This is a genomic window from Streptomyces violaceorubidus, assembly GCF_000717995.1.
In the GTDB taxonomy this organism is placed as follows: domain Bacteria; phylum Actinomycetota; class Actinomycetes; order Streptomycetales; family Streptomycetaceae; genus Streptomyces; species Streptomyces violaceorubidus.
Genome location: NZ_JODM01000020.1, coordinates 93,573 through 116,750 on the forward strand (window position 1 = coordinate 93,573; position 23,178 = coordinate 116,750).

General features: G+C 72.6%; 19 protein-coding genes and 2 pseudogenes. 11 read left to right on the forward strand and 10 right to left on the reverse strand.

Going from position 1 to position 23,178, the window contains the following annotated elements:
• Positions 1 to 206: 206 nt before the first annotated feature.
• Positions 207 to 1,376 (reverse strand): annotated as a pseudogene (locus tag IE94_RS0122405) (polysaccharide pyruvyl transferase family protein); the annotation flags it as partial.
• Between the two features lie 240 nt (positions 1,377 to 1,616).
• On the opposite strand from IE94_RS0122405, the gene IE94_RS0122410 reads away from it, so the two are divergent.
• Positions 1,617 to 2,567: a TerC family protein gene (locus tag IE94_RS0122410; protein WP_030187119.1), complete on the forward strand. Its 951-nt coding sequence runs from the start codon at positions 1,617 to 1,619 to the stop codon at positions 2,565 to 2,567.
• A gap of 3 nt (positions 2,568 to 2,570) precedes the next feature.
• Here the strand turns inward: IE94_RS0122410 and IE94_RS0122415 are convergent, their stop codons facing one another.
• Positions 2,571 to 3,410, reverse strand: coding sequence for a helix-turn-helix transcriptional regulator (locus IE94_RS0122415; protein WP_030187121.1), 840 nt, complete (start codon positions 3,408 to 3,410; stop codon positions 2,571 to 2,573).
• Between the two features lie 101 nt (positions 3,411 to 3,511).
• Here IE94_RS0122415 and IE94_RS0122420 point away from each other — a divergent pair, with 101 nt between their 5' ends.
• Positions 3,512 to 4,219, forward strand: a complete 708-nt coding sequence (locus tag IE94_RS0122420; protein ID WP_030187123.1) for an SDR family NAD(P)-dependent oxidoreductase — start codon at positions 3,512 to 3,514, stop codon at positions 4,217 to 4,219.
• Between the two features lie 46 nt (positions 4,220 to 4,265).
• Here the strand turns inward: IE94_RS0122420 and IE94_RS0122425 are convergent, their stop codons facing one another.
• A complete protein-coding gene (locus tag IE94_RS0122425) occupies positions 4,266 to 4,469 on the reverse strand; it encodes a hypothetical protein (protein WP_030187126.1) in 204 nt (67 codons plus the stop codon).
• A gap of 140 nt (positions 4,470 to 4,609) precedes the next feature.
• Here IE94_RS0122425 and IE94_RS0122430 point away from each other — a divergent pair, with 140 nt between their 5' ends.
• The gene (locus IE94_RS0122430; RefSeq protein WP_030187128.1) at positions 4,610 to 5,515 is read left to right on the forward strand and encodes a LysR family transcriptional regulator; all 906 of its coding nucleotides are present in this window, start codon (positions 4,610 to 4,612) and stop codon (positions 5,513 to 5,515) included.
• 58 nt (positions 5,516 to 5,573) lie between these two features.
• Here the strand turns inward: IE94_RS0122430 and IE94_RS0122435 are convergent, their stop codons facing one another.
• A complete protein-coding gene (locus tag IE94_RS0122435; RefSeq protein ID WP_030187130.1) occupies positions 5,574 to 6,137 on the reverse strand; it encodes an NAD(P)H-dependent oxidoreductase in 564 nt (187 codons plus the stop codon).
• 138 nt (positions 6,138 to 6,275) lie between these two features.
• Between IE94_RS0122435 and IE94_RS0122440 the strand changes: the two genes are divergently transcribed.
• Positions 6,276 to 6,947, forward strand: coding sequence for a TetR/AcrR family transcriptional regulator (locus IE94_RS0122440; RefSeq protein ID WP_037923278.1), 672 nt, complete (start codon positions 6,276 to 6,278; stop codon positions 6,945 to 6,947).
• 72 nt (positions 6,948 to 7,019) lie between these two features.
• Positions 7,020 to 8,054, forward strand: a complete 1,035-nt coding sequence (locus IE94_RS0122445) for a LacI family DNA-binding transcriptional regulator (RefSeq protein ID WP_030187136.1) — start codon at positions 7,020 to 7,022, stop codon at positions 8,052 to 8,054.
• 19 nt (positions 8,055 to 8,073) lie between these two features.
• On the opposite strand, the gene trxA is transcribed toward IE94_RS0122445, so the two are convergent.
• A complete protein-coding gene (gene trxA / locus IE94_RS0122450; protein ID WP_030187139.1) occupies positions 8,074 to 8,469 on the reverse strand; it encodes a thioredoxin in 396 nt (131 codons plus the stop codon).
• A gap of 121 nt (positions 8,470 to 8,590) precedes the next feature.
• Between trxA and IE94_RS0122455 the strand changes: the two genes are divergently transcribed.
• On the forward strand, positions 8,591 to 10,024 hold the full coding sequence (locus IE94_RS0122455; RefSeq protein ID WP_030187142.1) for a dihydrolipoyl dehydrogenase family protein: 1,434 nt from the start codon (positions 8,591 to 8,593) through the stop codon (positions 10,022 to 10,024).
• A gap of 136 nt (positions 10,025 to 10,160) precedes the next feature.
• On the opposite strand, the gene IE94_RS0122460 is transcribed toward IE94_RS0122455, so the two are convergent.
• On the reverse strand, positions 10,161 to 10,829 hold the full coding sequence (locus IE94_RS0122460) for a peptide deformylase (protein ID WP_030187144.1): 669 nt from the start codon (positions 10,827 to 10,829) through the stop codon (positions 10,161 to 10,163).
• 45 nt (positions 10,830 to 10,874) lie between these two features.
• On the reverse strand, positions 10,875 to 11,222 hold the full coding sequence (locus IE94_RS0122465) for a tetratricopeptide repeat protein (RefSeq protein WP_030187145.1): 348 nt from the start codon (positions 11,220 to 11,222) through the stop codon (positions 10,875 to 10,877).
• Positions 11,223 to 11,369: 147 nt separating this feature from the next.
• On the opposite strand from IE94_RS0122465, the gene IE94_RS0122470 reads away from it, so the two are divergent.
• The gene (locus IE94_RS0122470) at positions 11,370 to 12,335 is read left to right on the forward strand and encodes a pirin family protein (RefSeq protein ID WP_030187146.1); all 966 of its coding nucleotides are present in this window, start codon (positions 11,370 to 11,372) and stop codon (positions 12,333 to 12,335) included.
• An 833-nt stretch (positions 12,336 to 13,168) separates the two neighbouring features.
• Here the strand turns inward: IE94_RS0122470 and IE94_RS0122475 are convergent.
• On the reverse strand, positions 13,169 to 13,987 hold the full coding sequence (locus IE94_RS0122475; protein ID WP_030187147.1) for an alpha/beta fold hydrolase: 819 nt from the start codon (positions 13,985 to 13,987) through the stop codon (positions 13,169 to 13,171).
• Between the two features lie 170 nt (positions 13,988 to 14,157).
• Here IE94_RS0122475 and IE94_RS0122480 point away from each other — a divergent pair, with 170 nt between their 5' ends.
• Both IE94_RS0122480 and IE94_RS0122485 read left to right on the forward strand, forming a co-directional pair.
• Complete coding sequence (locus tag IE94_RS0122480; RefSeq protein WP_030187148.1) at positions 14,158 to 14,748, forward strand: TetR/AcrR family transcriptional regulator; 591 nt, start codon at positions 14,158 to 14,160, stop codon at positions 14,746 to 14,748.
• Between the two features lie 715 nt (positions 14,749 to 15,463).
• On the forward strand, positions 15,464 to 17,977 hold the full coding sequence (locus tag IE94_RS0122485; protein WP_030187151.1) for an ATP-binding protein: 2,514 nt from the start codon (positions 15,464 to 15,466) through the stop codon (positions 17,975 to 17,977).
• A 30-nt stretch (positions 17,978 to 18,007) separates the two neighbouring features.
• Here IE94_RS0122485 and IE94_RS0122490 read toward each other — a convergent pair whose 3' ends face one another.
• Positions 18,008 to 19,693 (reverse strand): hypothetical protein, encoded by a 1,686-nt coding sequence (locus IE94_RS0122490; RefSeq protein WP_030187154.1) that lies wholly within the window; start codon positions 19,691 to 19,693, stop codon positions 18,008 to 18,010.
• 245 nt (positions 19,694 to 19,938) lie between these two features.
• Here IE94_RS0122490 and IE94_RS41750 point away from each other — a divergent pair.
• Positions 19,939 to 20,079 (forward strand): annotated as a pseudogene (locus tag IE94_RS41750) (cupin domain-containing protein); the annotation flags it as partial.
• Entirely contained in the window at positions 20,076 to 20,933 is an 858-nt protein-coding gene (locus IE94_RS0122495) for an aldo/keto reductase (RefSeq protein WP_030187157.1), read from the forward strand. The pseudogene IE94_RS41750 and the gene IE94_RS0122495, both read left to right, overlap by 4 nt.
• Before the next feature lie 16 nt (positions 20,934 to 20,949).
• On the opposite strand, the gene IE94_RS0122500 is transcribed toward IE94_RS0122495, so the two are convergent.
• Complete coding sequence (locus IE94_RS0122500; protein ID WP_030187159.1) at positions 20,950 to 23,088, reverse strand: MMPL family transporter; 2,139 nt, start codon at positions 23,086 to 23,088, stop codon at positions 20,950 to 20,952.
• Positions 23,089 to 23,178: the final 90 nt, after the last annotated feature.

The window sequence follows — 23,178 nt, forward strand, 5'->3', positions numbered from 1 at the left end:
TCGTCCGTGGGTCCGTCACCGGTCGGTCCTTCGTCCGTCGGCACGTCGTCCGTGGGCCCGTCACCGGTCGGTCCTTCGTCCGTCGGCACGTCGTCCGTGGGTCCGTCACCGGTCGGGCCTTCGTCCGTCGGCCCTTGGTCGGTCGGCCCGTGGTCGGTCGGCCTCTCGTCCGGCGGTCCCGCGTCGTCCGGCACCTCGTTCGTCGCGGTGCCGTCCGACCCGCGTGCGGCGCCGATCTCGTCGAGCAGGGATCCGCACCGCTCACAGGTCTCCCGCGCCGACGCGGACAGCTCGTCCATCCGGGTTCGCAGTTCGTCCCGGCGCTGCGGGTACTCGTCCCAGAGCCGGTCCACCTCGGCCAGCAGCAGCCCGGCCTGTTCCCGCGCCACCCCCACCAGCGCCGGGGCGCCCAGCCGGCGCGCGAAGTCGAAGACCTTGCCGGAGTACGGCAGCGGCAGCACCGGCACGCCGGTGAGCGCGGCGAAGATCACGAAGTGCAGCCGCATGCCCACGGCCACGTCGAGATGGCGCATGAAGCCGAGCACCTGCCCCGGGCTGTAGTCGCCGTGCAGGATGCGGCCCTGGTCCGGGGCCGTCATGTGGGACAGCACGGCGTGCGCGTGCCGTACGTCGTGCCGTTCCATCGGCAGGAACACCACGCGCGCGTCCAGCCGGCGGACCAGGAAGTCCGCCACGTCGGCGAGCAGCGCGTGGTAGTCGGCCTCGTCGAGCTTCTCGGCGGCCCGCCCCGGCTCGCGCACCGACATCCCCACCAGCCGGGCGCCGGACGGGAAGCCCTCGTCGCGCATCATCGCCTCGGTGAACGGCTCCGGAGCCAGCAGCAGCGCCGGGTCGGCGGTGACCTGGACCTCCCGCTCCAGGCCGACCTCCTCGAGCACCAGCCGCGACTCCTCGTCGCGCACCACGACGTCGTCCATCTCCGCCAGCACCGTCCGCACCGCGTCCCGGTCCTCGGCGTCGGTCAGCGGCCCGGCACCGACGGCGTAGGCGAAGGTGGGCACCTGCCGGATCTGCGCGGCGCGCACCAGCCGCAGATAGCGCCGTGCCTCGCCGTCGTACAGGATTCCGCCGCCGCCCAGCACCAACAGGTCCAGACCGGGCAGCACGTCGAGGACGTGGTTGCGGCTGACCCCCTCCCAGGGCACCACCTCGTCGGCGTCGGGGTGATGGGTCCGGGTGTGCTCCGCGTTCCGGCTCAGCACCACGAGGTGCGCGTGTGGCCGCCGGGCGCGCAGACAGCTCAGCACGCAGGTCAGTATCGCCTCGTCGCCGGTGTTGAAGCCGCCGTAGGACCCCAGTACGCCGATACGCGGGCCACGGCGGGCAGGGGGCGGATGCGAGGGCCGAAGGTTCATCCGGGGCTCCCGTCACGTCGGAATCGGCCGGCGCGCGCCGGTCTCGGTGCGTGGGGCCGGGCACGGTGCCGGGTTGCCTGCGCCGCATCCCGGAAACACCCTGACCAAGAACCACCCTGACCGAGACCACCTGGACCGAGACCCCCCGGACCGAGACCCCCCGGACCGAGACCACCCGGACCGAGACCCCCGGACCGAGGGCCCACCCGTACACGACCCGTCCCGCACTGAGGAGCACCGGTGAACGTCTCCCTCAGCACCTGGCTGCTGACCGTCGCGGGCCTCGGCGTCCTCGTTGCCGCCGACTTCTTCATCGGGCGCAAGCCGCACGACGTGTCCCTCAGGGAGGCCGGGATCTGGACCGCCGTCTGGGTGGTCCTGGCCTGCCTGTTCGGCGTGGGGCTGCTCGCGGTGGGCGGGGGCGGGCCCGGGGGCGAGTTCTTCGCCGGCTACATCACCGAGAAGTCCCTCAGCGTCGACAACCTCTTCGTCTTCGTGCTGATCATGGCCAAGTTCGCGGTGCCCTCGCAGTACCAGCAGCGGGTGCTGATGGTCGGCGTCCTGGTGGCACTCGTGCTGCGCGCCGGGTTCATCGCGGCCGGCGCCGCGATGATCTCCGCGTTCTCCTGGGTGTTCTACCTCTTCGGCGCCTTCCTGATCTGGACCGCCTGGAAGCTCGTCCAGGACGCCCGCAAGGGCGGGCACGAGCAGGAGTACGAGGAGAACAAGTTGCTGAAGTCGATCGAGCGCCGTTTCGGTGTCGCCGACCGGTACCACGGCACCCGGCTGTGGGTGGAGGAGAACGGCAGGCGGGTGATGACCCCGATGCTGGTCGTGATGCTCGCCATCGGGTTCACCGACGTCCTGTTCGCCCTGGACTCCATCCCCGCCATCTACGGGCTGACCCAGGACCCGTACATCGTGTTCACCGCCAACGCGTTCGCCCTGATGGGCCTGCGCCAGCTGTACTTCCTCATCGGCGGCCTGCTGCGGAAGCTGGTCCACCTCTCCTACGGCCTGTCCGTCATCCTGGGGTTCATCGGCGTCAAGCTGGTGCTGCACGCCCTGCACGAGTCGGGCGTGCACGTGCCCGAGATCGGCATCCCCTTCTCGCTCGGGTTCATCGTGCTCGTCCTCGCTATCACCACGGCCAGCAGTCTGTGGGTCACGCGGGGGCAGGAGCGGGCGTGACGCCTACTCCACCAGCTCCTGGGTGCCCAGGACGGTGAGCAGGGCGAGCCGCTCCGCGTCCGCGGTGTCCGGCTCGGCCGTGTAGACCATGATCCGCAGATCGCTGCCCGCCACACCGAGCACGTCGCAGTCCAGGGTGAGGGGCCCCACCCGCGGATGGTCGACGGTCTTGCGGGCCGCCTCGTGCCGGCCGACCGCGTCCGCCCGCCACAGCTCGTCGAACCGCTCGCTGCGCTCCCGCAGCTCCGCGACCAGCCGGGCCAGCCCGCGGTCGGCGGGGTAGCGGGCGGCGGTGGCCCGCAGGTCCGCGACGAGGGCCGCCTCGACCGCCCGGCGCTCCTCGGGCGTGTACCGGGCCCGGCTGCCCGGCCCGACGAAGTTGCGCCACACGCCGTTGCGCTCCGGGCCCCGCCAGTGGGACGGGTCGCCCATCAACGCCGCGTAGGGCGCATTGGCGAGCAGCACCGTCCATGCCGCGTCGTACACGACGACCGGGGTGCCGGCCAACCGGTCGAGCAGCCGGTGGACGCTCGGCGGGATGTACGCCGGAACGGTCTCGGGACCCGGCGGGACCAGCCCGGCCAGCCGGAACAGGTGCGCGCGCTCCTCGGCGGGCAGCCGCAGCGCCCGTACGAGGGCCTCGACGACCTGCGCCGAAGGGTGGGCCGCCCGGCCCTGTTCGAGGCGGGTGACGTAGTCGACGGAGACACCGGCCAGCAGGGCCAGCTCCTCGCGCCGCAGCCCCGCCGCCCGCCGGTGCCCGCCCGAGGGCAACCCGGCCGCCTCGGGCGAGACCCGGTCCCTGCGCAACCGCAGCGCCCGCCCGAACTCCGTAGCCGTCATGCCCCCAGTGAACACCGCCGCACCGGGTCTTCCTGGTACCCGTGGTCCCAGGAAGACCGGACGCCTGGCTGCCCGCACCGGCGCGCCGCACGCTTGGCCCCATGACGACCACACTGATCACCGGAGCCAACAAGGGCCTCGGCTTCGAGACGGCCCGCCGTCTCCTCGCCGCGGGCCACATCGTCTACGCCGCCGCCCGCGATCCCGAGCGCGGCCGCCGCGCCGCCGCGGAACTGGGCGCGCGCCCCCTCGTCCTGGACGTCACCGACGACGCCTCGGTCGCCGCCGCCGTGCGGACCGTGGCGGCCGACGGCGGCCTGGACGTACTGGTCAACAACGCCGGCGTCGAGCAGCGCGGCGAGCACAACTCGGTGACGGGGGCGCAGGACACGACCGCCGACCTGCTGCGCACGGTCTTCGAGACCAACGTCTTCGGTCTGGTGCGCGTTACCCACGCGTTCCTGCCCCTGTTGCGCCGCTCCGCCGCACCCGTCGTGGTCAACGTGAGCAGCGGGCTGGCCTCCCTGACCGGACTCACCTCGCCGCGGAGCCCGGGGTACGGGTACCCGGGCCTCGCCTACCCGGCGTCCAAGACCGCCGTCAACGCGCTGACCGTGCAGTACGCGAAGGCGTTTCCCGGGATGCGGATCAACGCGGTCGAACCCGGCTTCACCGCGACCGACCTGAACGGCAACACCGGCACGCAGACCGTGGCCGAGGGCGCCGAGGTCATCGTCCGGATGGCCCGGCTGGGCCCGGACGGACCCACCGGGGGCTACTTCGACGCGGCGGGCCCGCTGCCCTGGTGACGCCCGGGGCACCGGCCGCGGGACGGGGCCGGCCGCCGGAGGGGCCCTAGCAGCCCGCGGGGCTCGGCCTGCCGCGTGAGACGACCCGGGTGCCGTGGTCGTCGACGACGCGGGCCTGGAGCGAACCGCAGGCGCACCGGGTCCACAGGGTGCCGCCCGCCCCGGTGGGGTGGGCGGACAGCACCTGGAAGGGCTCGGCACCGTCGGGCCACCCGCAGTGCGGGCAGGCGACACCGGTCGTGCTGGGCATGGCGACTCCTCGTGCGTCAGTGGTACGTCGGGATGCTGGTGTGGGCCTCGGTCCCACCGTGGCGCCACTGACAGGGTGCGGCCACGGATCCGTTCACGTCCAGGTTGACTTCACGGACTCCACCGTGAAGCGTGCACTTCATGATTGACCTGCGCAGGCTGCACGTGCTGCGGGCCGTCGCCCACTACGGCACCGTCACCGCGGCGGCCCGTGCCCTGCACTTCACCCCCTCGGCCGCCTCGCAGCAGATCCGGCAGCTCGCCCGGGACCTGGGCGTCGACCTGCTGGAGCCGCAGGGGCGCGGGGTGCGGCTCACGGCGGCCGCGGAGAGCCTGCTGGAACACGCCGACGCGATCGAGGCCCGCTGGGACGAGGCCGAACAGGACCTGCGGGCGGGGGAGGGGACCCCCGCCGGGGCGCTGCGGGTGACGGGATTCCCGGTCGCCGTCTCCGTCCTGCTGGCGCCGATGGCGGCGCGGCTGCGCGAGCGGCACCCCCGGCTGTCGGTGCGGATCCGGGAGGTGGAGGTGGCGGAGAGCTTCGACCTGCTCTTCGAGGGGGAGAGCGACCTGGCGGTGGTGGAGGCGACCCCCGCCAGCCCGCCGTCGGCCGACACCCGCTTCGAGCAGCGGCCGCTCCTGGACGAGCCGTTCGATCTGGTCCTCCCCGCGGACCATCCGCTGGCCGGACGGGAGGAGGCCGACCTCGCCGACGTGGCCCACGAGGCCTGGATCGCGCCGCTGCCGCAGAGTCCCTGCCGGACGCACCTGGTGGCGGCGTGCGGTGCCGCCGGGTTCACTCCCGACGTGGTCCATCTCGCGGTGGACTGGAACGTCACGGCCCACCTGGTCGCCCACGGGCTCGGCGTCGCGCTGGTGCCCCGGCTCGCCCGGCTGACGCCCGAGCTGCCGATCGTCCGCGTGCCCTGTGCCGGACGGCCGCACCGCAAGCTGCTGACCTGCACGCGCGGCGGTGGTCACCGACGTCCTGCGGTCGCGGCCGCGCTGGAGGAACTGCGCGCGCTGGCCGCCGCGGCGGTGGCCTGACGCACGACGGGACCGGAGCTCGGGCGAGCTCCGGTCCCGTACGCGCCGCTCGCGCCGGTCAGGCGGCGAGGACCTCGTCGGCGTGGCCGTGCAGCTGGGCGACGACCTCGGTCAGCTGGGCGGCGACCTCGGCGTCGTCCGCCGGGTGGGTCTCGGCGAAGCGGGTCACCGAGCCGGGGATGGAGAGCTTGATCTCCTCGATCACCTTGCCACCGGCGATGCCCACGGCCTTGCGGGCCTCGTCCTGCGCCCACACGCCGCCGTACTGGCCGAAGGCGGTGCCGACGACGGCGACCGGCTTGCCGCCGAAGGCGCCCGCGCCGAAGGGGCGGGACAGCCAGTCGATGGCGTTCTTCAGGACGGCCGGGATGGTGCCGTTGTACTCGGGCGAGAAGAGCAGGAAGGCCTGCGCGCTCTGGGCGGCCTCGCGCAGCTTCGCGGCGGCGGCCGGGACGCTGCCCTCGACGTCGATGTCCTCGTTGTAGAAGGGGATGTCGGCGAGCCCTTCGAACAGCTGCACGTCGGCGCCCTCCGGCGCGAACTTGACGGCGGCTTCGGCGAGCTGACGGTTGTGCGAACCGGCGCGAAGGCTGCCGACGAGCGCGAGGATGCGGACAGACATGAGTACTCCCACTGCTGAACAGGTGATGGCGGGCGGGCCGAAACACGGCGGTTACGATCCGGACCGAGGTCCGTTTAATTTCTAACATCTCAAACGGACCGCGGTCCAGTTTTCTTCCCGATGCTCTACGCTGGCTTCATGTCCGCCGCCCTGCCGCCCTCCTTCCCGATGCCCCCGGACGCCGTCGGCCCGTCCGAACTGCTCCAGCTCGGCACGGGCGCCGAGGAGGACGAGCCCTGCCTGCGGGCCGACGCCGCACGCAACCGGGCCCGGCTGCTGGAGGCCGCCGGACGCCTGGTCGCCGAGCACGGCGCGGCCGCCCTCACCATGGAGGCGGTGGCCGCCGAGGCCCGTGTCGGCAAGGGCACCGTCTTCCGCCGCTTCGGCGACCGCACCGGCCTGCTCGCGGCGCTCCTGGACCACTCCGAGCGCAAGTTCCAGGCCGCGCTCCTGAGCGGTCCGCCGCCCCTGGGTCCCGGCGCACCGCCGGTCGAGCGGCTGCGGGCCTTCGGCTGCGCGCTGCTGCGCCGCTCCATCGACGAGCTCGATCTGCAACTCGCCGCCGAGCCGAGCGCGGAACGCCGCCACACGGCCGCGCCGCGCCGCTTCCTGCTCGGCCACCTCGCCCTGCTGCTGCGGGAGGCGGTGCCGGACGGCGACAGCGGGCTCCTGTCCCACACACTGCTGGCGTATCTCGACGCCGCGCTGATCCACCACCTCACCGCCCAGTGCGGGCTGCCCCCGGAGCGGCTGCGGACCGGCTGGCTCGACCTGGTCGCCCGGGTGACCCGCACCGACCCCGCGGTCTGAACTCCGTCCGCGGTCAACGACGTTGCCCCGCCCCAGGCCCCGCCTCCGGCTTCTGCCAGGATGCCGTACGTCATGGTGCAGATACCGAATCCGCCGCCCCCCGATCCCTCCGCGGCGCGCTCCGTGCCCACCAGTGCGGATGTGGCCCGCCTGGCCGGCGTCTCGCGCGCGACCGTCTCCTACGTCCTCAACAACACCGGCGCCGTACGGATCAGCGAAGCCACCCGCCGCCGCGTCCGCGAGGCCGCCCGGGAACTCGGCTACGTCCCGCACGCCGCGGCCCGCTCCCTGCGCGCCGGACACAGCCGCATGGTCCTGATGCCGGCGCCGTCCTTTCCCGCCGGCCCGCTCTACAGCCGCTTCGTCGGCGAACTCCAGGGGGCGCTGGGCCGCCTCGACTACACCGTCGTGCAGTACGGCACCGTCGGCGCCCACGGCGACGAGGCCGCCCGCGCCTGGGCCGAGCTGCGCCCGGTCGCCGTCCTGGCCCCCGGTTCCGACCTCGGCCCGCAGGGCGTGCAGGTCCTCAAACGCTCCGGCGCCCGGGCCGTGCTCACCCTCGGCCCCGAGGCCGTCGAGGGAGCACACGCCCTGCTCACCGACCAGGAGGGCGTCGGCCGCAGCGCGACCCGCCACCTCTACGACCGCGGACGCCGCAGCATCGGCGTCGTCGTGCCCGCCGAAGGAGGCCTGGACGTCTTCTCGGCACCGCGTCTCGCCGGCGCCCGGCACGCCGTGGCCGGCACCGACGCCACGGTCACCGAGCTACCCCTCGCCTACGACGAAGGGGACGCCGCGCGCCTCGCGGCGCGCTGGCGCCCCCTGGGGCTCGACGCGGTGTTCGCGTACAACGACGAATACGCGATGCTGCTGATGCGGGCCCTTCAGGACGAGGGCCTCCACATCCCCGGCGACGCCGCGGTGATCGGCGCCGACGACCTGATGCTGGGCCGGCTGCTGCGGCCCCGGCTGAGCACCGTCCACCTGGAACTGCCCGCCGGCCGCGACCTGGCCGCACTCGTCGACCGGGCGGTGCACGACCCCGGCGCCGCGCCCGAGCGCCACAAGGTGCTGGGCGCGACGGTGGTGCACCGGGAGTCGAGCTGACCCGCGGCCGACCCGGCCGCTACCGGCCTTCCTGGCCGTTCTGCCCGGCCTGCGCCTGCTGCTCGGCGACCGCCTTGCGGACCTCGTCCATGTCCAGCTTCCGGGCCTGGCCGATCACGTCGGTGAGGGCCTCCTCCGGCAGCGCGCCCGGCTGCGCGAACACGGCCACCTGGTCCCGCACGATCATCAGCGTCGGAATCGACTGGATGCCGAAGGCCTGCGCCAGCTCCGGCTGCGCCTCGGTGTCCACCTTGCCGAACACCAGGTCCGGGTTGGCCTCCGCCGCCTTCTCGTAGACCGGGGCGAACTGACGGCACGGACCGCACCAGGACGCCCAGAAGTCGATCAGCACGAACTCGTTGTCCGTGACCGTCTGGTCGAAGTTCTCCTTGGTGAGTTCCACGGTGCTGGTCATGAGGTGATCCCTCTTCCTGGTTGCGGGGGGACAAGCCATCGGCACAACACTGCCGACCTGGTGGGTATTCCGCGCACGTACCCATGTGGCCACCTCGCACACCACCCACCAGACTGGCCCCATGACGCAATCGGATTCCCTCACGTACGACGTCGTGGTGATCGGCGCGGGCCCCGTCGGTGAGAACGTCGCCGACCGCACCCGCGCGGCCGGGCTGTCCACCGCCATCGTGGAGAGCGAACTGGTCGGCGGCGAGTGCTCCTACTGGGCCTGCATGCCCAGCAAGGCCCTGCTGCGCCCGGTCATCGCCCGCGCGGACGCCCGCCGCCTGCCCGGCCTCGCCCGGGCGAACGAGGAACCCCTCGACGCGCAGGCCGTCCTCGCCCGCCGCGACGAGTTCACCTCGCACTGGAAGGACGACGGCCAGGTCCAATGGGTCGAGGGCATCGGCGCCGACCTGTACCGCGGCCAGGGACGCCTCGCCGGCCCCCGCACCGTGGAGGTGGCCGGCCCCGACGGCACCCGCCGGCCCCTGACCGCCCGGCACGCCGTCGCCGTCTGCACCGGCAGCGCCGCAGCCCTGCCCCCGCTGCCCGGCCTGGCCGAGGTACGCCCCTGGACCAGCCGCGAGGCCACCAGCGCCGAGAGCGCGCCCGGCCGGCTGATCGTCGTCGGCGGCGGAGTCGTCGCCGTCGAGATGGCCACCGCCTGGCAGGCCCTCGGCTCCCGGGTCACGATGCTGGTGCGCGGCGACGGCGGCCTGCTCGCCCGGATGGAGCCCTTCGCCGGGGAACTGGTCGCCGAGGCGCTCACCGAGGCCGGCGTGGACCTGCGCACCGGCGTCTCCGTCGAGTCCGTCACCCGCGAGAACGGCACCGTCGTCGCCGTCACCGACACCGGCGACCGCCTGGAGGCCGACGAGATCCTCTTCGCCACCGGCCGCACGCCGCGCACCGGCGACATCGGCCTGGAGACCGTCGGCCTGGAGCCGGGCTCCTGGCTGCCCGTCGACGACAGCCTCCGGGTGGCGGGCCACGACTGGCTCTACGCCGTCGGCGACGTCAACCACCGCGCCCTCCTCACCCACCAGGGCAAGTACCAGGCGCGCATCGCGGGCGCCGCCATCGCCGCCCGCGCGTCCGGCGTACCGATCCTGGAGTCCGACCCCTGGGGCGCGCACGCCGCGACCGCCGACCACGACGCCGTACCCCAGGTGGTCTTCACCGACCCCGAGGCGGCGTCCGTCGGCCTGAGCCTGGCCGAGGCCGAGCAGGCGGGCCACCGGGTGCGCGCCGTCGACGTCGACATCGCGGTGGCGGGATCGAGCCTGTACGGCGACGGCTACAAGGGCCGCGCCCGCATGGTGGTCGACCTTCAGGACGAGATCGTCCGCGGCGTCACCTTCGTCGGACCCGGCGTCGGCGAACTGATCCACTCCGCGACCGTCGCCGTCGCCGGCCGGGTGCCGGTCAGCCGCCTGTGGCACGCGGTGCCGTCGTACCCGACGATCAGCGAGGTGTGGCTGAGGTTGCTGGAGGCGTACCGGGACAACTGACGGTCACCGCGGGTCGGGACGCCCGGGCCGCGTGCTGTCGTACCTCGGCATGGAGGAACTCGGGCCGAGCGGTGCCCGGCAGGCGGCTCGTGGGCCGAGCCGGCTGCCGCCCCGTGGTCGTGGGCCCGGCGGCCGGTCAGACCGCCGGGCCGGGCAGATCGAACCCCAGCGCCGACGCCGCCCGCTCCGGCGTCGGCTGGGACCAGAGATCCGCCATCGCCGCGTTCGACGCCAGCGAGCGCGGCTCGGCCCGGTCCAGGTACAGGGTGCCGTCGAGGTGGTCCGTCTCGTGCTGCACGATCCGGGCCGGCCAGCCCGCGAACACCTCGTCCACCGCCCGCCCGTGCTCGTCCCGCGCCCGCAGCCGCACCTCGGCCGGGCGCGCCACCACCGCCTGCCAGCCCGGCACGCTCAGACAGCCCTCGAAGAACGCGGCCCGCCCCGCGCCGACCGGCTCGTACGACGGATTGACCAGCACCCGGAACGGCTGCGGCACCCGCCCCCGGGCCACCCGCACCTCGTCCGGCACCGGCGCCGGATCCTCGATCACCGCGATCCTCAGCCCCACCCCCACCTGCGGTGCGGCCAGCCCGACACCCGGCGCCGCGTGCATGGTCAGCCGCAGCGCCTCGACGAACCGGACGAGGAGCGCGGGCGCCAACTGCCCGTCGTACGGCTCGGCCGAGCGCCGCAGCACCGGGTCCCCGGCCGCGACGATCGGCAACGGGCCGCCGGCGGCGAGCAGTTCCTCGACCCGCTCGGCAAGCGGGGCACGATCACTCGGATTTCCCGTCGCGGTTCCCATCGCGCCAGGATGCCACGGCCGGGGTGCCACGCCCGGGGTGCGCGCTCAGAGTTCGGCGAAGTCGCCCGCGAGCGCCGAGGCGATCCGCAGCTGGGCGTCGGCCTCCTCCTGCCGCCCCTGCCGCTCCAGGGTGCGGCCCAGCATCAGCCGGGCGTACTGCTCGACCGGGTCGCGCTCGACGAGGATCCGCAGCTCCGCCTCCGCCCGACGCAGCTGGGCCGAGTGGTAGTAGGAACGCGCCAGCAGCAGCCGCGGGCCGGTCTGCTCGGGCACCTCCGCGACCAGGGGGCCCAGGACGCGGGCCGCGGCGGCGTAGTCCTTGGCGTCGAAGAACATCCGCGCGCGCTCCCAGCGCTCCGCCGGCGTTCCGTGGTCGTAGTACGTCATGTCCACTCGAGCCTCCTTCGACCCCTCCAACCACGCGACACCGTTGAACATTCCACTACTGATCCGGGTGCGCGTGGAGGCGCTGTCGCCCGCCACGGTGACGGCCCGCGGTCCGACGGACGCGAAGGCCCCGCCGGGTCTAGGTTGGGCGGCATGAGCAACCTTGATCGCGAGGCCGCACCCAGTCTCTGCGGCGGCCGCGGCTTCGTGATGACGGAGCCCGTACGGGAACTTCTCAGCCCTCGCCGGGTCCCGCTCGGCGAGTCCACCGAGGTCCGCCGACTGCTGCCCAACCTGGGCCGGCGCATGGTCGGCGCCTGGTGTTTCGTCGACCACTACGGCCCCGACGACATCGCCGACGAGCCCGGCATGCAGGTGCCCCCGCACCCGCACATGGGCCTGCAGACGGTGAGCTGGCTGCACGAGGGCGAGGTGCTGCACCGCGACTCCACGGGCAGCCGCCAGACCATCCGCCCGCGCCAGCTGGGCCTGATGACCTCCGGCCGCGCGATCAGCCACTCGGAGGAGAGCCCCCGCCCGCACGCCCGCCTCCTGCACGGCGCGCAGCTGTGGGTGGCCCTCCCGGACGCCCACCGGCACACCGTCCCCCACTTCGAGTTCCACGCCGAGCTGCCCCGGGTCACCGCCCCGGGCCTGGCGGCCACCGTGCTCCTCGGCACCCTCGACACCGCCACCTCGCCCGGCACCACGTACACCCCCCTGGTCGGCGCCGACCTGACCCTCACCGGCGGCACGGACGTACGCCTGCCGCTGGAACGGGACTTCGAGTACGCCGTCCTGGCCATGAGCGGCGAGGCCCACGTCGACGGCGTGCCCCTGGTACCGGGCTCGATGCTCTACCTCGGCTGCGGTCGCGCCGAGTTGCCCCTGCGCGCCGACTCGGACGCGGGCCTGATGCTCCTGGGCGGCGAGCCGTTCGAGGAGGAGCTGATCATGTTCTGGAACTGGATCGGGCGCTCCCAGGAGGAGATCGAGCAGGCCCGGCGGGACTGGATGGAAGGGACACGGTTCGGCAAGGTGAAGGGGTACGACGGAGCGCCACTGCCTGCACCGGAACTGCCGCCGGTGCCGTTGCAACCGCGGGGAAGGGTGCGCTGAACTGCAGGAAGCCTGAAGTCGCGCGGATGACGAGCGGGAGTCGGTCGGGCCCTGCTTCCCGCTCCTGGATCGCCGGCGGGAGCGCGGTGCAACGGGTGTCGGGAGTGGTTTCGGGTGGCGGACGATTCCACGGTGTGGCTGTCTGCGGGTGGCTGTGGCAGGACGTTTGCTGACCTGATGCTGGTCGGGCGTAGGAGCGGTGGTCCTGTGGGAGTGGTGGCGTGTCGTTTCGTTGCTCCTTGAGAGGTCGCTGACACCGTCGGCCACAGAGCTGCTGGAACGGTTGGATCGCGCCTGACGTTCCGGTGGTCGACGCGGTGAGTTCGCGGTTCGCCAGAGGCGTGGGCGAAATCAGATGACCTCCGGGTCCGGCCGACCGAAGGACAGCCTCGCCGACTGGCTGTTCATCCGGCCGGAGATCTCCTGGCCATCCTGGCGCGGCAGATGCCTCGCCTCCGGAGCAACGGCCCGCGACGGCTTCCGGAGTTTCTTCCTGGCAACGCGAGGTGGACGTGACAGCGGGGGAACCGCGCGGGTCCTGACCGCCCTCGACGTGGCCTTTACCGACGCGGAGCAGGGCAGGCCGCTGGCCTTCGCCCTGATGGCGAAGTGGCAGCGGACCGTGTTGGGCCACGACCTCGTCGGTTTCCGCACCATGCCGGCCTTCGCGAAGGCCGGACGGGAGCGCTACGGTCTTGCCCCCGATACGCAGGCGCTGTTCGAGCACTGTCTGTCTGGCCTCCTGGCGGTCGGCGGTAGATGGCGTAATCCACACCGAACCCAGAAGGCCCTCACCTGTTCAAGCATCCAGCGTCTAGCGCGGCAGACGCTGCTCAGAGGGAGGCCAGGAACCTATTTGCCTCGGCGGCGAACGTGTCGGGGGCTGTGGTGGGGATCAGGTGGTCGGCGTCGATCTCGATCGGCACGGTGCCCGGGCGGCGCCGGACCATGGCCTCGATCTGTTCGGCCGGGATGATCCCCCGGGTTCCGTGCATGAGCAGGGCGGGGCAGTCGGACGCCGTCCAGTCCGCCCAGTGGTCGCCGTGGACGAGGTCCTCCGAGTGGTACATGTCCTGCGGGTGGAATGGGAGCCGCCAGGTGCCGTCCGGGTTCTGCCGCAGCCGGTCGGCGAAGTAGGGCGCCGCGGGTCCCATGCCCGTCAGTAATTGCTCCCGGCTGGTGGCTTCATAGGGCTGACCGAGCAGGAACGCAAAGGGGTTGGGTCCTTGCAGGCCGAGGCAGGCGGCGCCCTCGACATTGATCAGCGCGGTGACCCGCTGGGGGTGGCGGGCGGCGAACTGGTAGGCGTTGACGGCTCCGAGCGAGTGGCCGAGCAGTACGACCCGGTCGAGGGCCAGGTGATCGAGCAGAGCCTCGATGTCGGCGAGGTAGCCCTCCCGGGAGTAGTCGGCGGCGCGGCCGGAATCCCCATGCCCGCGCTGGTCCGGGGCGATCAGCCGCCACTTGGGCTCCAGCGTCTGGGCGAAGGGGGTAAAGGACGAGCCCTCGGAGAGGTGGCCATGCAGACCGACGATCGGAGAGCCGGCGCCGCCGAAGTCCAGATACGACAGCGGGCGCCCGTCGAGGTCGAGGCGCCCGCGGACGGCGGCCGGGTGCGGAGCGGTGGCGGAGTTCGGAGCCGTGCTGTTCACGAAGTCCCCTTGAGTCGATGGCAGTGGAGGCCGCCGGCGCCGGTGGCTGCCCCGGTGGCGATGTGGAGACCGTAGTCTCTATTTGGGCGTGCGCGCAATACGCTTGTATAGGACGCTCGTATAAGGCGCGCGCCTTGTACGCCCGTTTCACGGCCGCATAGCCTCTCACTATGGGAAATCGTGAAGACCTGCTCGCCGGGGCCCGCCGCTGTCTGGAGGAGAAGGGCTGGGCGCGGACCACCGTCCGCGACATCACCGCCGCCTCGGGCGGCGTCAGCATGGCCGCCATCGGCTACCACTTCGGCTCCCGCGAAGGTCTGCTCAACGCCGCCCTCATTGAGACCATCGAGGAATGGGGCGCCAGCGTGGGCCGCTCCCTGGCCAGCTTCGGGGCCCCGGAAGCCACGGCCGCGGAGCGCTACGAGGCGATGTGGGACCGGATCATCGCCTCGTTCTCCACCCACCGGGCCCTGTGGCTCGCCTCCGTCGAAGCGGTCACCCAGGCCGAACACTCCGGGGAACTGCGCCGTCACCTCGCCGACGGGCAGGCACAGGGACGACGGGGCATCGCGGCACTCCTCACCGGAGCCGACGAGGCGGCGGTCGGCGACGAGGACACCCGTACCCTGGGCACCGTCCAGATGGCGCTCCTCTCCGGCCTCATCATGCAGTGGCTCACCGATCCCGAGCACACCCCCACCGGCGCCGATATTGTGGCCGGCCTGCGCACCCTGGCCCATACGGTCGGCACTCATGCCTGAGCAAGCCCCGTGAAGGAGAGGGCGGTTGTCGGTGGCGCGTGTCGCCCTCGCGCCGCGACGCTGTCCACGCGGCCCAGCATCAACCCCGTCGCCATCCACGGTCTGCTGCAGACGCCCGAGGACGCTCGGAGGGTGTGTGTGCACTGAGCCGCGGCGGGTGCAGCTCGTTTCCACGTCGATGGTGATCGCTGACCGTGCCGGAGCAGGTACGGGGTGAGCCGTTGAAGGGCGAGGGACCTGCGGGCGGAGGGCACGCTCGCGACAGGAGAGGTCGACGATGACCGCGTGGTGATCACTACATCCGGCTCATGCTGTGGACTGTGGAAGGTGACGCAGGCCCGGACTCACAGCCCGGCATCCCGGCCCGGCATCCCGCCGAAACGGTGGCGCCAAGGCTACGAGGAGGTACGGAAGCCGCAGCAGCCCGACTGGCTGGCCATGCTGGAACTCAAGTACCCACACACCCGACCCGACGCGCCCCCGAAGCGGATACTGAACAGACGCGCCGGCCGCGACCGGGGCGTTCCACCGTGTCGTCCCGCTATCCGCCGGCGGCGTCGTCCTCCAGGCGACCGAGACGGCGGCGGCGTACACACAGGACCGGCTCCCCATGGCCGGCCGCCGCGAAACGGCGAGTTCGACTGTCCAAGCGGCCAAGATCTCTCTACGGTGGCTCCGACCGTGTCGTGAGATGGAACCCGGCGAAGGGGGGACCGTGGAGGCCGAGTTGGCGGCCCTTGCCGCTTCGGGGGCGACGGCGTTGGTGGGGCTGATCGTTTCCGAGGCGTTCGAACGCGCGAAGAGCAGGGTCACCCGGTTCTTCGGAAGCCGGGCCTCGGGGGAGGGGGCCGAGGAGGAGTTGCAGTCCGCGCGTGCCGAGCTGGACCGGGCGCGGTCGGGGGGTGACGCCGACGCAGGGGCAGATGTCCATGGCCGACTGCGGCGGCGGCTGGAAGAGGTCTTCCGGGAGGATCCCGGCGCCGCGCGGGAACTGGCGGGGCTGCTGTCGGAGTTGGCGCCGGACACGTCCCGCGGTTTCGTCTCGCTGGTGGGCGTCGGGGTGAATCACGGCCTGGTGCTCGAGGGTTCTCCCGTCCACGGTGACATCCACTTCCACGTTCCTCCCGGGGCATCGCCCGCCACGGGACGGACGTCCCCGCCCGATCAAGTACCCGTCTTCAACGGGCCGTTCAGCAACCGGACGGCGGAACTCGCGGCGCTGGAGGCGAGGCACGGGGACACCGTGGAGGACCGTTCGGTCCGTGTCGACGTGCTCTACGGTCTGCCCGGAGTCGGCAAGTCGGCCATGGCCTGGCGCTGCGCGGAAAGGACCAGGGGACGTTTCCCGGACGGGCAGCTGTACGTGGACTTCGCGGCCCTGCGCGATCAGGCTGCCCCGGCGACCGGTGGTGATGTCTCCGAGGCGCTGGCCATGTGCCTGAGAGCTCTGCCGGGAGGCCACCTCGGCATTCCGGACTCGCTTCCCGACCGGGCCAACCTCTACAGGTCGCGCACGGCCGGGCTGCGCATCCTGCTCGTCCTCGACGACGTGAACCAGGCCGCGCAGGTGCGTGCGCTGGTTCCCAAGGGCCCGGGCAGCGCGGTGCTGGTCACGAGTCAGGGCGGAATGGGGGAACTGGCCGTCCACGACGGTGCCCGGATGGTCCCCGTCAGGCCGCTGGACGAACACCACGGGCTGCGACTGCTGACGGACTGGTGCGGTGCGGAAGCCGTCGAGGCGGACCAGGAGGCCGCGAAGCACCTGGTGCGACTGTGTGGCGGTCTTCCCGTCGCCCTGCGGGTCGCGGCGGCACGGCTGGTCACCGACGAACATGCGATGAGCATCGCCGAGCTGGCCGCCGAACTCGACGACGAGGCGGACCGGTTGGCGGGACTGGCACTGGACGGAGAGGAGTCCTCGGTGTCCGCGGTTCTGGGAGCTTCCTACCGGATGCTGCCGCCCGACGCCGCCCGGCTCTACCGGCTGCTCGGGTGGCTGCCCTTCGGGCGTTTCGACCTCGGCGTGGCCGCGGTCGCCGTCGGCGCCGACACGCGCGGCGCCCAACGCCTGCTGCGTGTTCTGGCGAACGCCAGCCTGGTGGAGAGAGCGCGGGACGGTCGCTACCGCATGCACGATCTGGTGCGCCTCCACGCCCGGGAGCGGGCGGCCGAGGAGGAGCCGCACACCGAAGAGGCGGCGCTGACCGAGCGGGTCGGCACGCACTACCTGGCCCTGACCGCCTTCGCCGACCTGGCACTGCGCAGGGAGCGGCTGCGGATCGCCGACCTCACCGACCTGCTGCACCGCGCCACCGACCCCTTCGCCGCGCCCGGCGGGCCGCCACCGCTGGAATGGCTGGACACGGAGCGCACCGCTGTCCTCGCGGTGCTGCGTGCCGCCGTCCGCCAGGAGTTGTACGCCCTGGCATGGCGACTGGCCGAGGCGTTCTCGGTGCTGTTCCTGTACCGCCGCTACCTCCGGGCCTGGGCCGAGACGCTGGAGCTCGGCATCGAGGCAGCCGCGGCGGCGACGGCGGGCGCGGGGACCGCGGGGGAGGTCGAGGAGGCCACGGCGGGCGAGGCCCGGCTGCGCAGTCTGCTGTCGCGCCCCCTGCTCGACCTCGGGGAGACCGACCGGGCCAGGGACCAGCTGCGGCGAGCCGTCGCCCTGGCAGAGACGACCGGACGCCTGACGCTGCGCGCCTCGGTGCAGGAGTTCCTCGGCCGGTGCCTGGACGTGGTCGAGCCGTCCGAAGCGGCGGCCGCCTACCGGCGCTCCCTCGAACTCAACGAACGCGCGGGCGAGACCCGCGGAGCGGCACTCGCCACCTTCTTCCTCGGACGCGCGCTCGACGCACGGGGCGACCACGCGGAGGCGATGGTCCTACTGCGCCGGGCGCGGCAGGACTTCGAGCACCGGGCGGAGCCCGACCGGCGGATGGCGGCCCGGGCGAGGGCGGCCATCGGTGTCGCCCACGACCACCTGGGCGACACCGGACAGGCGATCCACGAGCTGCGGGAGGCGGTGCGCGAGCTCCGCGCGGCAGCCGACGGGATGCAGTACGAGGCGCGGGCCCGGGTGCAGCTCGCCGACATCGCCGAGCGGGCCGGGGGACACGACGACCTGGTGCGGGAGTGCCTGGAGCGAGCCGCCGACATCCACGAGGCGCTGGGCGACGTAGGCCCGGCGGAGACCCTGCGGAGGAGGCTGGGCGACCTTGACCGCTGAGCCGTTCCGGGCGGAACCGCTCGGACCTGGCTACCCCCGGGGAGGAGCCGGCCGCAGCCGCAGGACGACATCCTCCTCGCGCACGTCACCGAGTCGCAGGGTCACGTGGGCGCCGTCCAGACGGAGCCCGGTGCGCAGCCCGGCGTAGACGACCGCGGCCGGCACACCCGGGTCCAACGGCGAGCCGGTGACGGCCGCCTCCACGACGCGGCCGTCCCTGACTCCGACCAGGCAGCCGCCCCCGCGCACCGCCGTCGCCGCGAGAAGGCTGCCGGGCAACCGGGTGAGCGTGTCCTCGATCCAGCGCAGCGCACCGACGGACGTGGAGGCCGGGTCGGACCGCACCAGGACCGAGGCGCTCTCGGTCAGCCGACGGTCGCGCTCGTCCTCCGAGCAGGCCAGATGGGTGGAGACCGCGGCGGAGTCCGGGGGCGCCGCCCCGTACGCCGCGACGGCGGCCGGAGAGCGACGCACCCTGACGACGGGCGCCGGTCCGCCTCCGGTGACCCCGGCCGTCACCTGCCACGAGGTGACCGGTGCGGCGGGCGGGTCGGGAACCGGCAGTGTCAGGGGAACCGGGGGAGGCGAGGGCGGCTCGGGGAGCTCCAGCAGGCGGTACAGGACCGTGCGCAGTCGGGCGAGCGCATGCCCCGGCTCGCTGAACGCCCGCGCCGCGACATCGGCGTATCGCTCAGGTGTGTGCTCCGCGGCGACTCGCTCCACCTGGTCGAGCAGGTCTCCGTGGACGTCCAGCCGGGGTGCGACCGAGGCCAGGTGGTGGACGGCGGTCCCCGCAACCGCGTCCTCGCCGAACGCGGCCAGCAGCAGCGGTGTGCCGGCCGCCGCCCCGTACAGCGTCACCGAGCCGTGGTCCCCCACCAGGACATCGGCGGCGACCAGCGCGGGCCGCCAGGCGTGGACGGGCGGCATCAGCATCAGCCCGGCCTCCCGGGCGGCGGCCTGAAGGGTGCGGAGCTGCCAGGCCCCGTGGGCCGACCACACATTGGGGTGCACGATCGCGCCGACCCGGTACTCGTCGCAGGCGAGGTGCGCGAGGAGGCGGGCGGGCAGGTCCGGATGGTTGCCCAGCAGCGACGTCGGACCCCACGTCGAGCTGACGACGACCAGGCGCTGATGCTCCGCGACACCCAGTGCTTCACGGTAGGCCGACCTGCGGCTCCGGCTGCCGGCCAACTCGTCGAAGCACGGATCACCGACGAGCAGGGTGCGTCCCGCCGCCCTCGGGTGACTGGCGAGCAGCTGCTCCTCCTGAGCCGGGTGGGAGATCGCCAGCCAGGCGCGCCCCGACTCGAGCAGCGAGTCCGGGACGACACCGGAGAGCCGCTCGCGCGAACTCCGGGAATCCGGTACGAGTTTCTGGAAACCGACGCCGTGCGGCAGCACCAGCACCGGGCAGTCGCCCTCCGGAACGTCGATGTTCTCGCTGGCGGAGAGGATCAGGTCGGGGGAGAGGCGCTCCAACTGCTCCCAGGGAACGACCCGGCATCCGGCGGTGCGCAGAAGGTCGAGTACGCCGTCGTTGAACGCGGAACCGGGATCGTGGGCGAAGACCACGCTCACGCGGGGGTCGTCGCGCAGGAGCGCCGGCAGGGTTTCGAGGACTCGCACGGTCGAGGTGACCGTACGGGCGGCGACGATCAGGGTGCGCTCACCGTGGAAGGTGCTCCAGCGGTGAGCGTCCGGTCCGACCGGCACACGAAGCGGCGGGCTACCGAACACGCTCACCGCCTCGCACGAACCCGCCCTCCGGTCGGTCAGCCCGCGCGGCTCGCGGCTCGCGGCTCGCGGCTCGCGGCTCGCGGCTCGCGGCTCGCGGCTCGCGGCTCGCGGCTCGCGGCTCGCGGCTCGCGGTCCCTCACAGCGGCTTCCCGGCTTAACGTGGAACGCAGGGACGCCGGGAACGAAGCACGCGAGTTCCTCACGTCCTTGGACGGGACGCGCACTGGCACGGCGCGAAGGCCGACTCCTGGTTCTCCCACATCGCCTTCATCACCCCCGGCCCGGACGTCCGCAACGAATGGCTCGAACCCGTCACCGACGAGGTGTACGGCGAGCTGCCGAAGAACGGAGCGAACGCATGACCATCCTGAACGAGACCTACACGATGTCCAACGGCGTCGAGATCCCCAAGCTGGGGCTCGGTACCTGGTTCATCGCCGACGACCAGGTGGCCGAGGCGGTCCGCGCGGCCGTGGAGATCGGCTACCGCAACATCGACACCGCCCAGGCCTACGGCAACGAGCGCGGCGTCGGCGAGGGCGTGCGCACCGCCGGCGTGTCCCGCGACGAGCTGTTCGTGTCCACCAAGCTCGCCGCGGAGATCAAGGACTACGAGCAGGCGGTCGCGTCGATCGACGGGTCCCTGGAGAAGCTCGGGATCGAGTACATCGACCTGATGCTCATCCACAGCCCGCAGCCGTGGGACGACTTCCGCGGCGGCGACTACGCCGAGGGCAACCGCGAAGCGTGGCGCGCGCTCGAAGAGGCGCACCGGGACGGCAGGATCCGCTCCATCGGGGTGTCCAACTTCCAGCAGCAGGACCTGGAGCACCTCCTCCAGGCCGCCACCGTCGTGCCGCACGTGAACCAGTTGCTCGTCCACGCCGGCAACACCCCCTCGCAGCTCCTGGACCACTGCGCGGCCCAGCGGATCCTCGTCGAGGCGTACTCCCCGATCGCACACGGAGCCATCCTGGAGAACCCCGAGATCCAGGCGATGGCGGGCAGGTACGGCGTGTCCGTCCCGCAGCTGTGCATCCGCTACACGCTCCAGCTGGGGACGGTGTCGCTGCCCAAGACGGCGAACCCCGAGCACATGCGCTCCAACGCCGAGGTCGGCTTCGAGATCTCCGACGAGGACATGGACGTCCTGCGGGGCCTGAGCGCCGTGGACTACGGCGAGCACAGCGCGTTCCCCGTCTACAGCGGCAAGTGACACCGGGCGAGTTGTCCTAACCGGTGACGTCCGCGCCCGCGGCAGTCCTCTTCGCGTGGGCACCGGCCGGGTCCGGGTTCCGGTGGGCGCTCTCGCGCGCGAGAGCGCTGGGCCACCAGACCTTCGGGCCGATGTCGCGCACCAGGGCGGGTACCAGGAGCGATCGCACCACGATCGTGTCGAGGAGCACGCCGAAGGCGACGATGAAGGCGATCTGCGCCAGGAACGCGAGGGGGATGACGATGAGCGCCGCGAACGTCGCCGCGAGGACCACCCCCGCCGACGTGATCACACCGCCGGTGGCGACGAGCCCGCGCAGCATGCCCTGCCGGGCGCCCAGGCGCAGACTTTCCTCGCGCACCCGGGACATGAGGAAGATGTTGTAGTCGACTCCGAGGGCCACGAGGAAGACGAATCCGTACAGGGGTACGGAGGCGTCCGTCCCGGAGAAGCCGAGGCCGTGCTCGAAGACCAGTCCCGCGATGCCGAGCGTCGCCAGGTAGTTCAGACCGACGGTGGCCACCAGGAGAACGGGCAGGGCCAGGGACCGGAGGAGGACGACCAGGATGACCAGGATGATGGCCAGGACGACGGGAATGATCAGGTTCCTGTCGTGTTCCGCGGTGCGCTGGGTGTCGTACTGCTGCGCCGTGTAGCCCCCCACCAAGGTGTCCGCGTCGGCGGCGTGCACCCGCTCGCGCAAGGTCTGGACGGTGCGCTTGGCCGCGTCGCTGTCGGGGGAGTCGGCCAGCGTGGCGTCGATGCGCACCTTGCCGTCGACGACCAGGGGCGGCCCGCCGGGGGTGCTGGTGGTCACCTGTACGTCGGCCACGCCGGGCGTCGTGGCCGCCGCTTGCTGTACCGCGGTCCGGTTCGAGGCCTCGGTGACGATGACCGCGGGCTGGCCGGAGCCGCCGGGGAAGTGCCGGCCCAGTGTCTGCTGGGCGGCGACGGACGGGGCGTCGTTGACGAACAGTTCGTCCAGGGGGACGCCCTTCGACTGCAGCGCGGGGAAGAACGCCGCTCCGGCCAGCAGGAAACCGGTGGTGATGATCCACAGCCGCCGGGGCCGGGCGTCGACCCAGTGGGCGACGCGCCGCCAAAGGCCGTGACCGCCCGTCTCGGCGTCGGCCGACCTCGGCTTGGCCGGCCAGAACGCGGTCCTGCCCATCAGCGCGAGGACGGCCGGCAGGAAGGTGAGGGTCGTCAGGACGGCGCAGACGACGCCGATCGCCCCGACCGGTCCGAGGGCCCTGTTGTTGGTCAGGTCGCTGAGGAGGAGGGCCAGGAGCCCGAGGGCCACGGTGGCGGCGCTGGCGGTGACGGCGCCGAAGGATCCCCGCGTGGCGGCCCAGGCGGCGGTGAGGCGGTCACCGCCGGCGGCGATCTCCTCGCGGAAGCGGGCGGTGAGCAGGAGCGCGTAGTCGGTGGCCGCGCCGATCACCAGGATGGAGAGGATGCCCTGGACCTGGCCGTCGACGCGGACGACGTCGTGGTCGGCGAGGACGTACACGATCGCGCCGGCGACTCCGAGCGCGAAGACGGCGCTGATGATGATCAGGAAGGGCAGGAGGACACTGCGGTAGACGAGCAGCAGGATCAGGAGGACGGCCGCCAGCGCCACGCCGAGCAGAAGCCCGTCGATTCCTGCGAACGCCTCTCCCAGATCCCCTTGGGTCGCCGCCGGACCGGCGAGCTGGGCGCGCGTCTCGGGCACGGCGGCCGCCGCGTGCTCGATGCCGTCCAGAACGTCACCGAGTCGTTCCCCGAGGTCGGGGGAGAGGGGTACGACGCCCTGCAGAGCCTTTCCGTCCTCGGAGCGGAAGGCGGGCGAGGGCGCCCCGTCGACGCCCTCGGTGTCCGCCAGCGACCGCAGAGCCGAGGTGGCCGCCTGCTGCTGGGCCCGGGAGATGTCGCCGCCTTCGGGCGCGGTCCAGACGACGACGGCGGGAAGGGTCTCCTGTTGGTTGAAGGCCTCCTGCTGTGCGATCACCTTCGTGGACTCGGCGTTCTGCGGCAGGAAGGCCGCTTGGTCGTTCGTGGAGACTTCACCGAGCTTGCCCGCGTAGGAGCCGAAGGCTCCTCCGAGGCCGAGCCAGACGATCACGAGGACGAGAGGGACCAGCCGGCGGACTGATCGGCGCGCGCTGTTCATCGACTCCCTAACGGGGCGGGTCAGTAAAGATACCTCAAAGAGAATGTATCTCAATCATTGAGTGATCTCTGCCCGACCCATGCGTTCGCT

Bases quoted from the DNA above. Each gene is read 5' to 3' on its own strand.
- IE94_RS0122415 (WP_030187121.1), bottom strand. From the start codon at position 3,410: ATGACGGCTACGGAGTTCGGGCGGGCGCTGCGGTTGCGCAGGGACCGG.
- IE94_RS0122420 (WP_030187123.1), top strand. From the start codon at position 3,512: ATGACGACCACACTGATCACCGGAGCCAACAAGGGCCTCGGCTTCGAG.
- IE94_RS0122425 (WP_030187126.1), bottom strand. From the start codon at position 4,469: ATGCCCAGCACGACCGGTGTCGCCTGCCCGCACTGCGGGTGGCCCGAC.
- IE94_RS0122430 (WP_030187128.1), top strand. From the start codon at position 4,610: ATGATTGACCTGCGCAGGCTGCACGTGCTGCGGGCCGTCGCCCACTAC.
- IE94_RS0122435 (WP_030187130.1), bottom strand. From the start codon at position 6,137: ATGTCTGTCCGCATCCTCGCGCTCGTCGGCAGCCTTCGCGCCGGTTCG.
- IE94_RS0122440 (WP_037923278.1), top strand. From the start codon at position 6,276: ATGTCCGCCGCCCTGCCGCCCTCCTTCCCGATGCCCCCGGACGCCGTC.
- IE94_RS0122445 (WP_030187136.1), top strand. From the start codon at position 7,020: ATGGTGCAGATACCGAATCCGCCGCCCCCCGATCCCTCCGCGGCGCGC.
- trxA (WP_030187139.1), bottom strand. From the start codon at position 8,469: ATGACCAGCACCGTGGAACTCACCAAGGAGAACTTCGACCAGACGGTC.
- IE94_RS0122455 (WP_030187142.1), top strand. From the start codon at position 8,591: ATGACGCAATCGGATTCCCTCACGTACGACGTCGTGGTGATCGGCGCG.
- IE94_RS0122460 (WP_030187144.1), bottom strand. From the start codon at position 10,829: ATGGGAACCGCGACGGGAAATCCGAGTGATCGTGCCCCGCTTGCCGAG.
- IE94_RS0122470 (WP_030187146.1), top strand. From the start codon at position 11,370: ATGAGCAACCTTGATCGCGAGGCCGCACCCAGTCTCTGCGGCGGCCGC.
- IE94_RS0122480 (WP_030187148.1), top strand. From the start codon at position 14,158: ATGGGAAATCGTGAAGACCTGCTCGCCGGGGCCCGCCGCTGTCTGGAG.
- IE94_RS0122495 (WP_030187157.1), top strand. From the start codon at position 20,076: ATGACCATCCTGAACGAGACCTACACGATGTCCAACGGCGTCGAGATC.
- IE94_RS0122500 (WP_030187159.1), bottom strand. From the start codon at position 23,088: ATGAACAGCGCGCGCCGATCAGTCCGCCGGCTGGTCCCTCTCGTCCTC.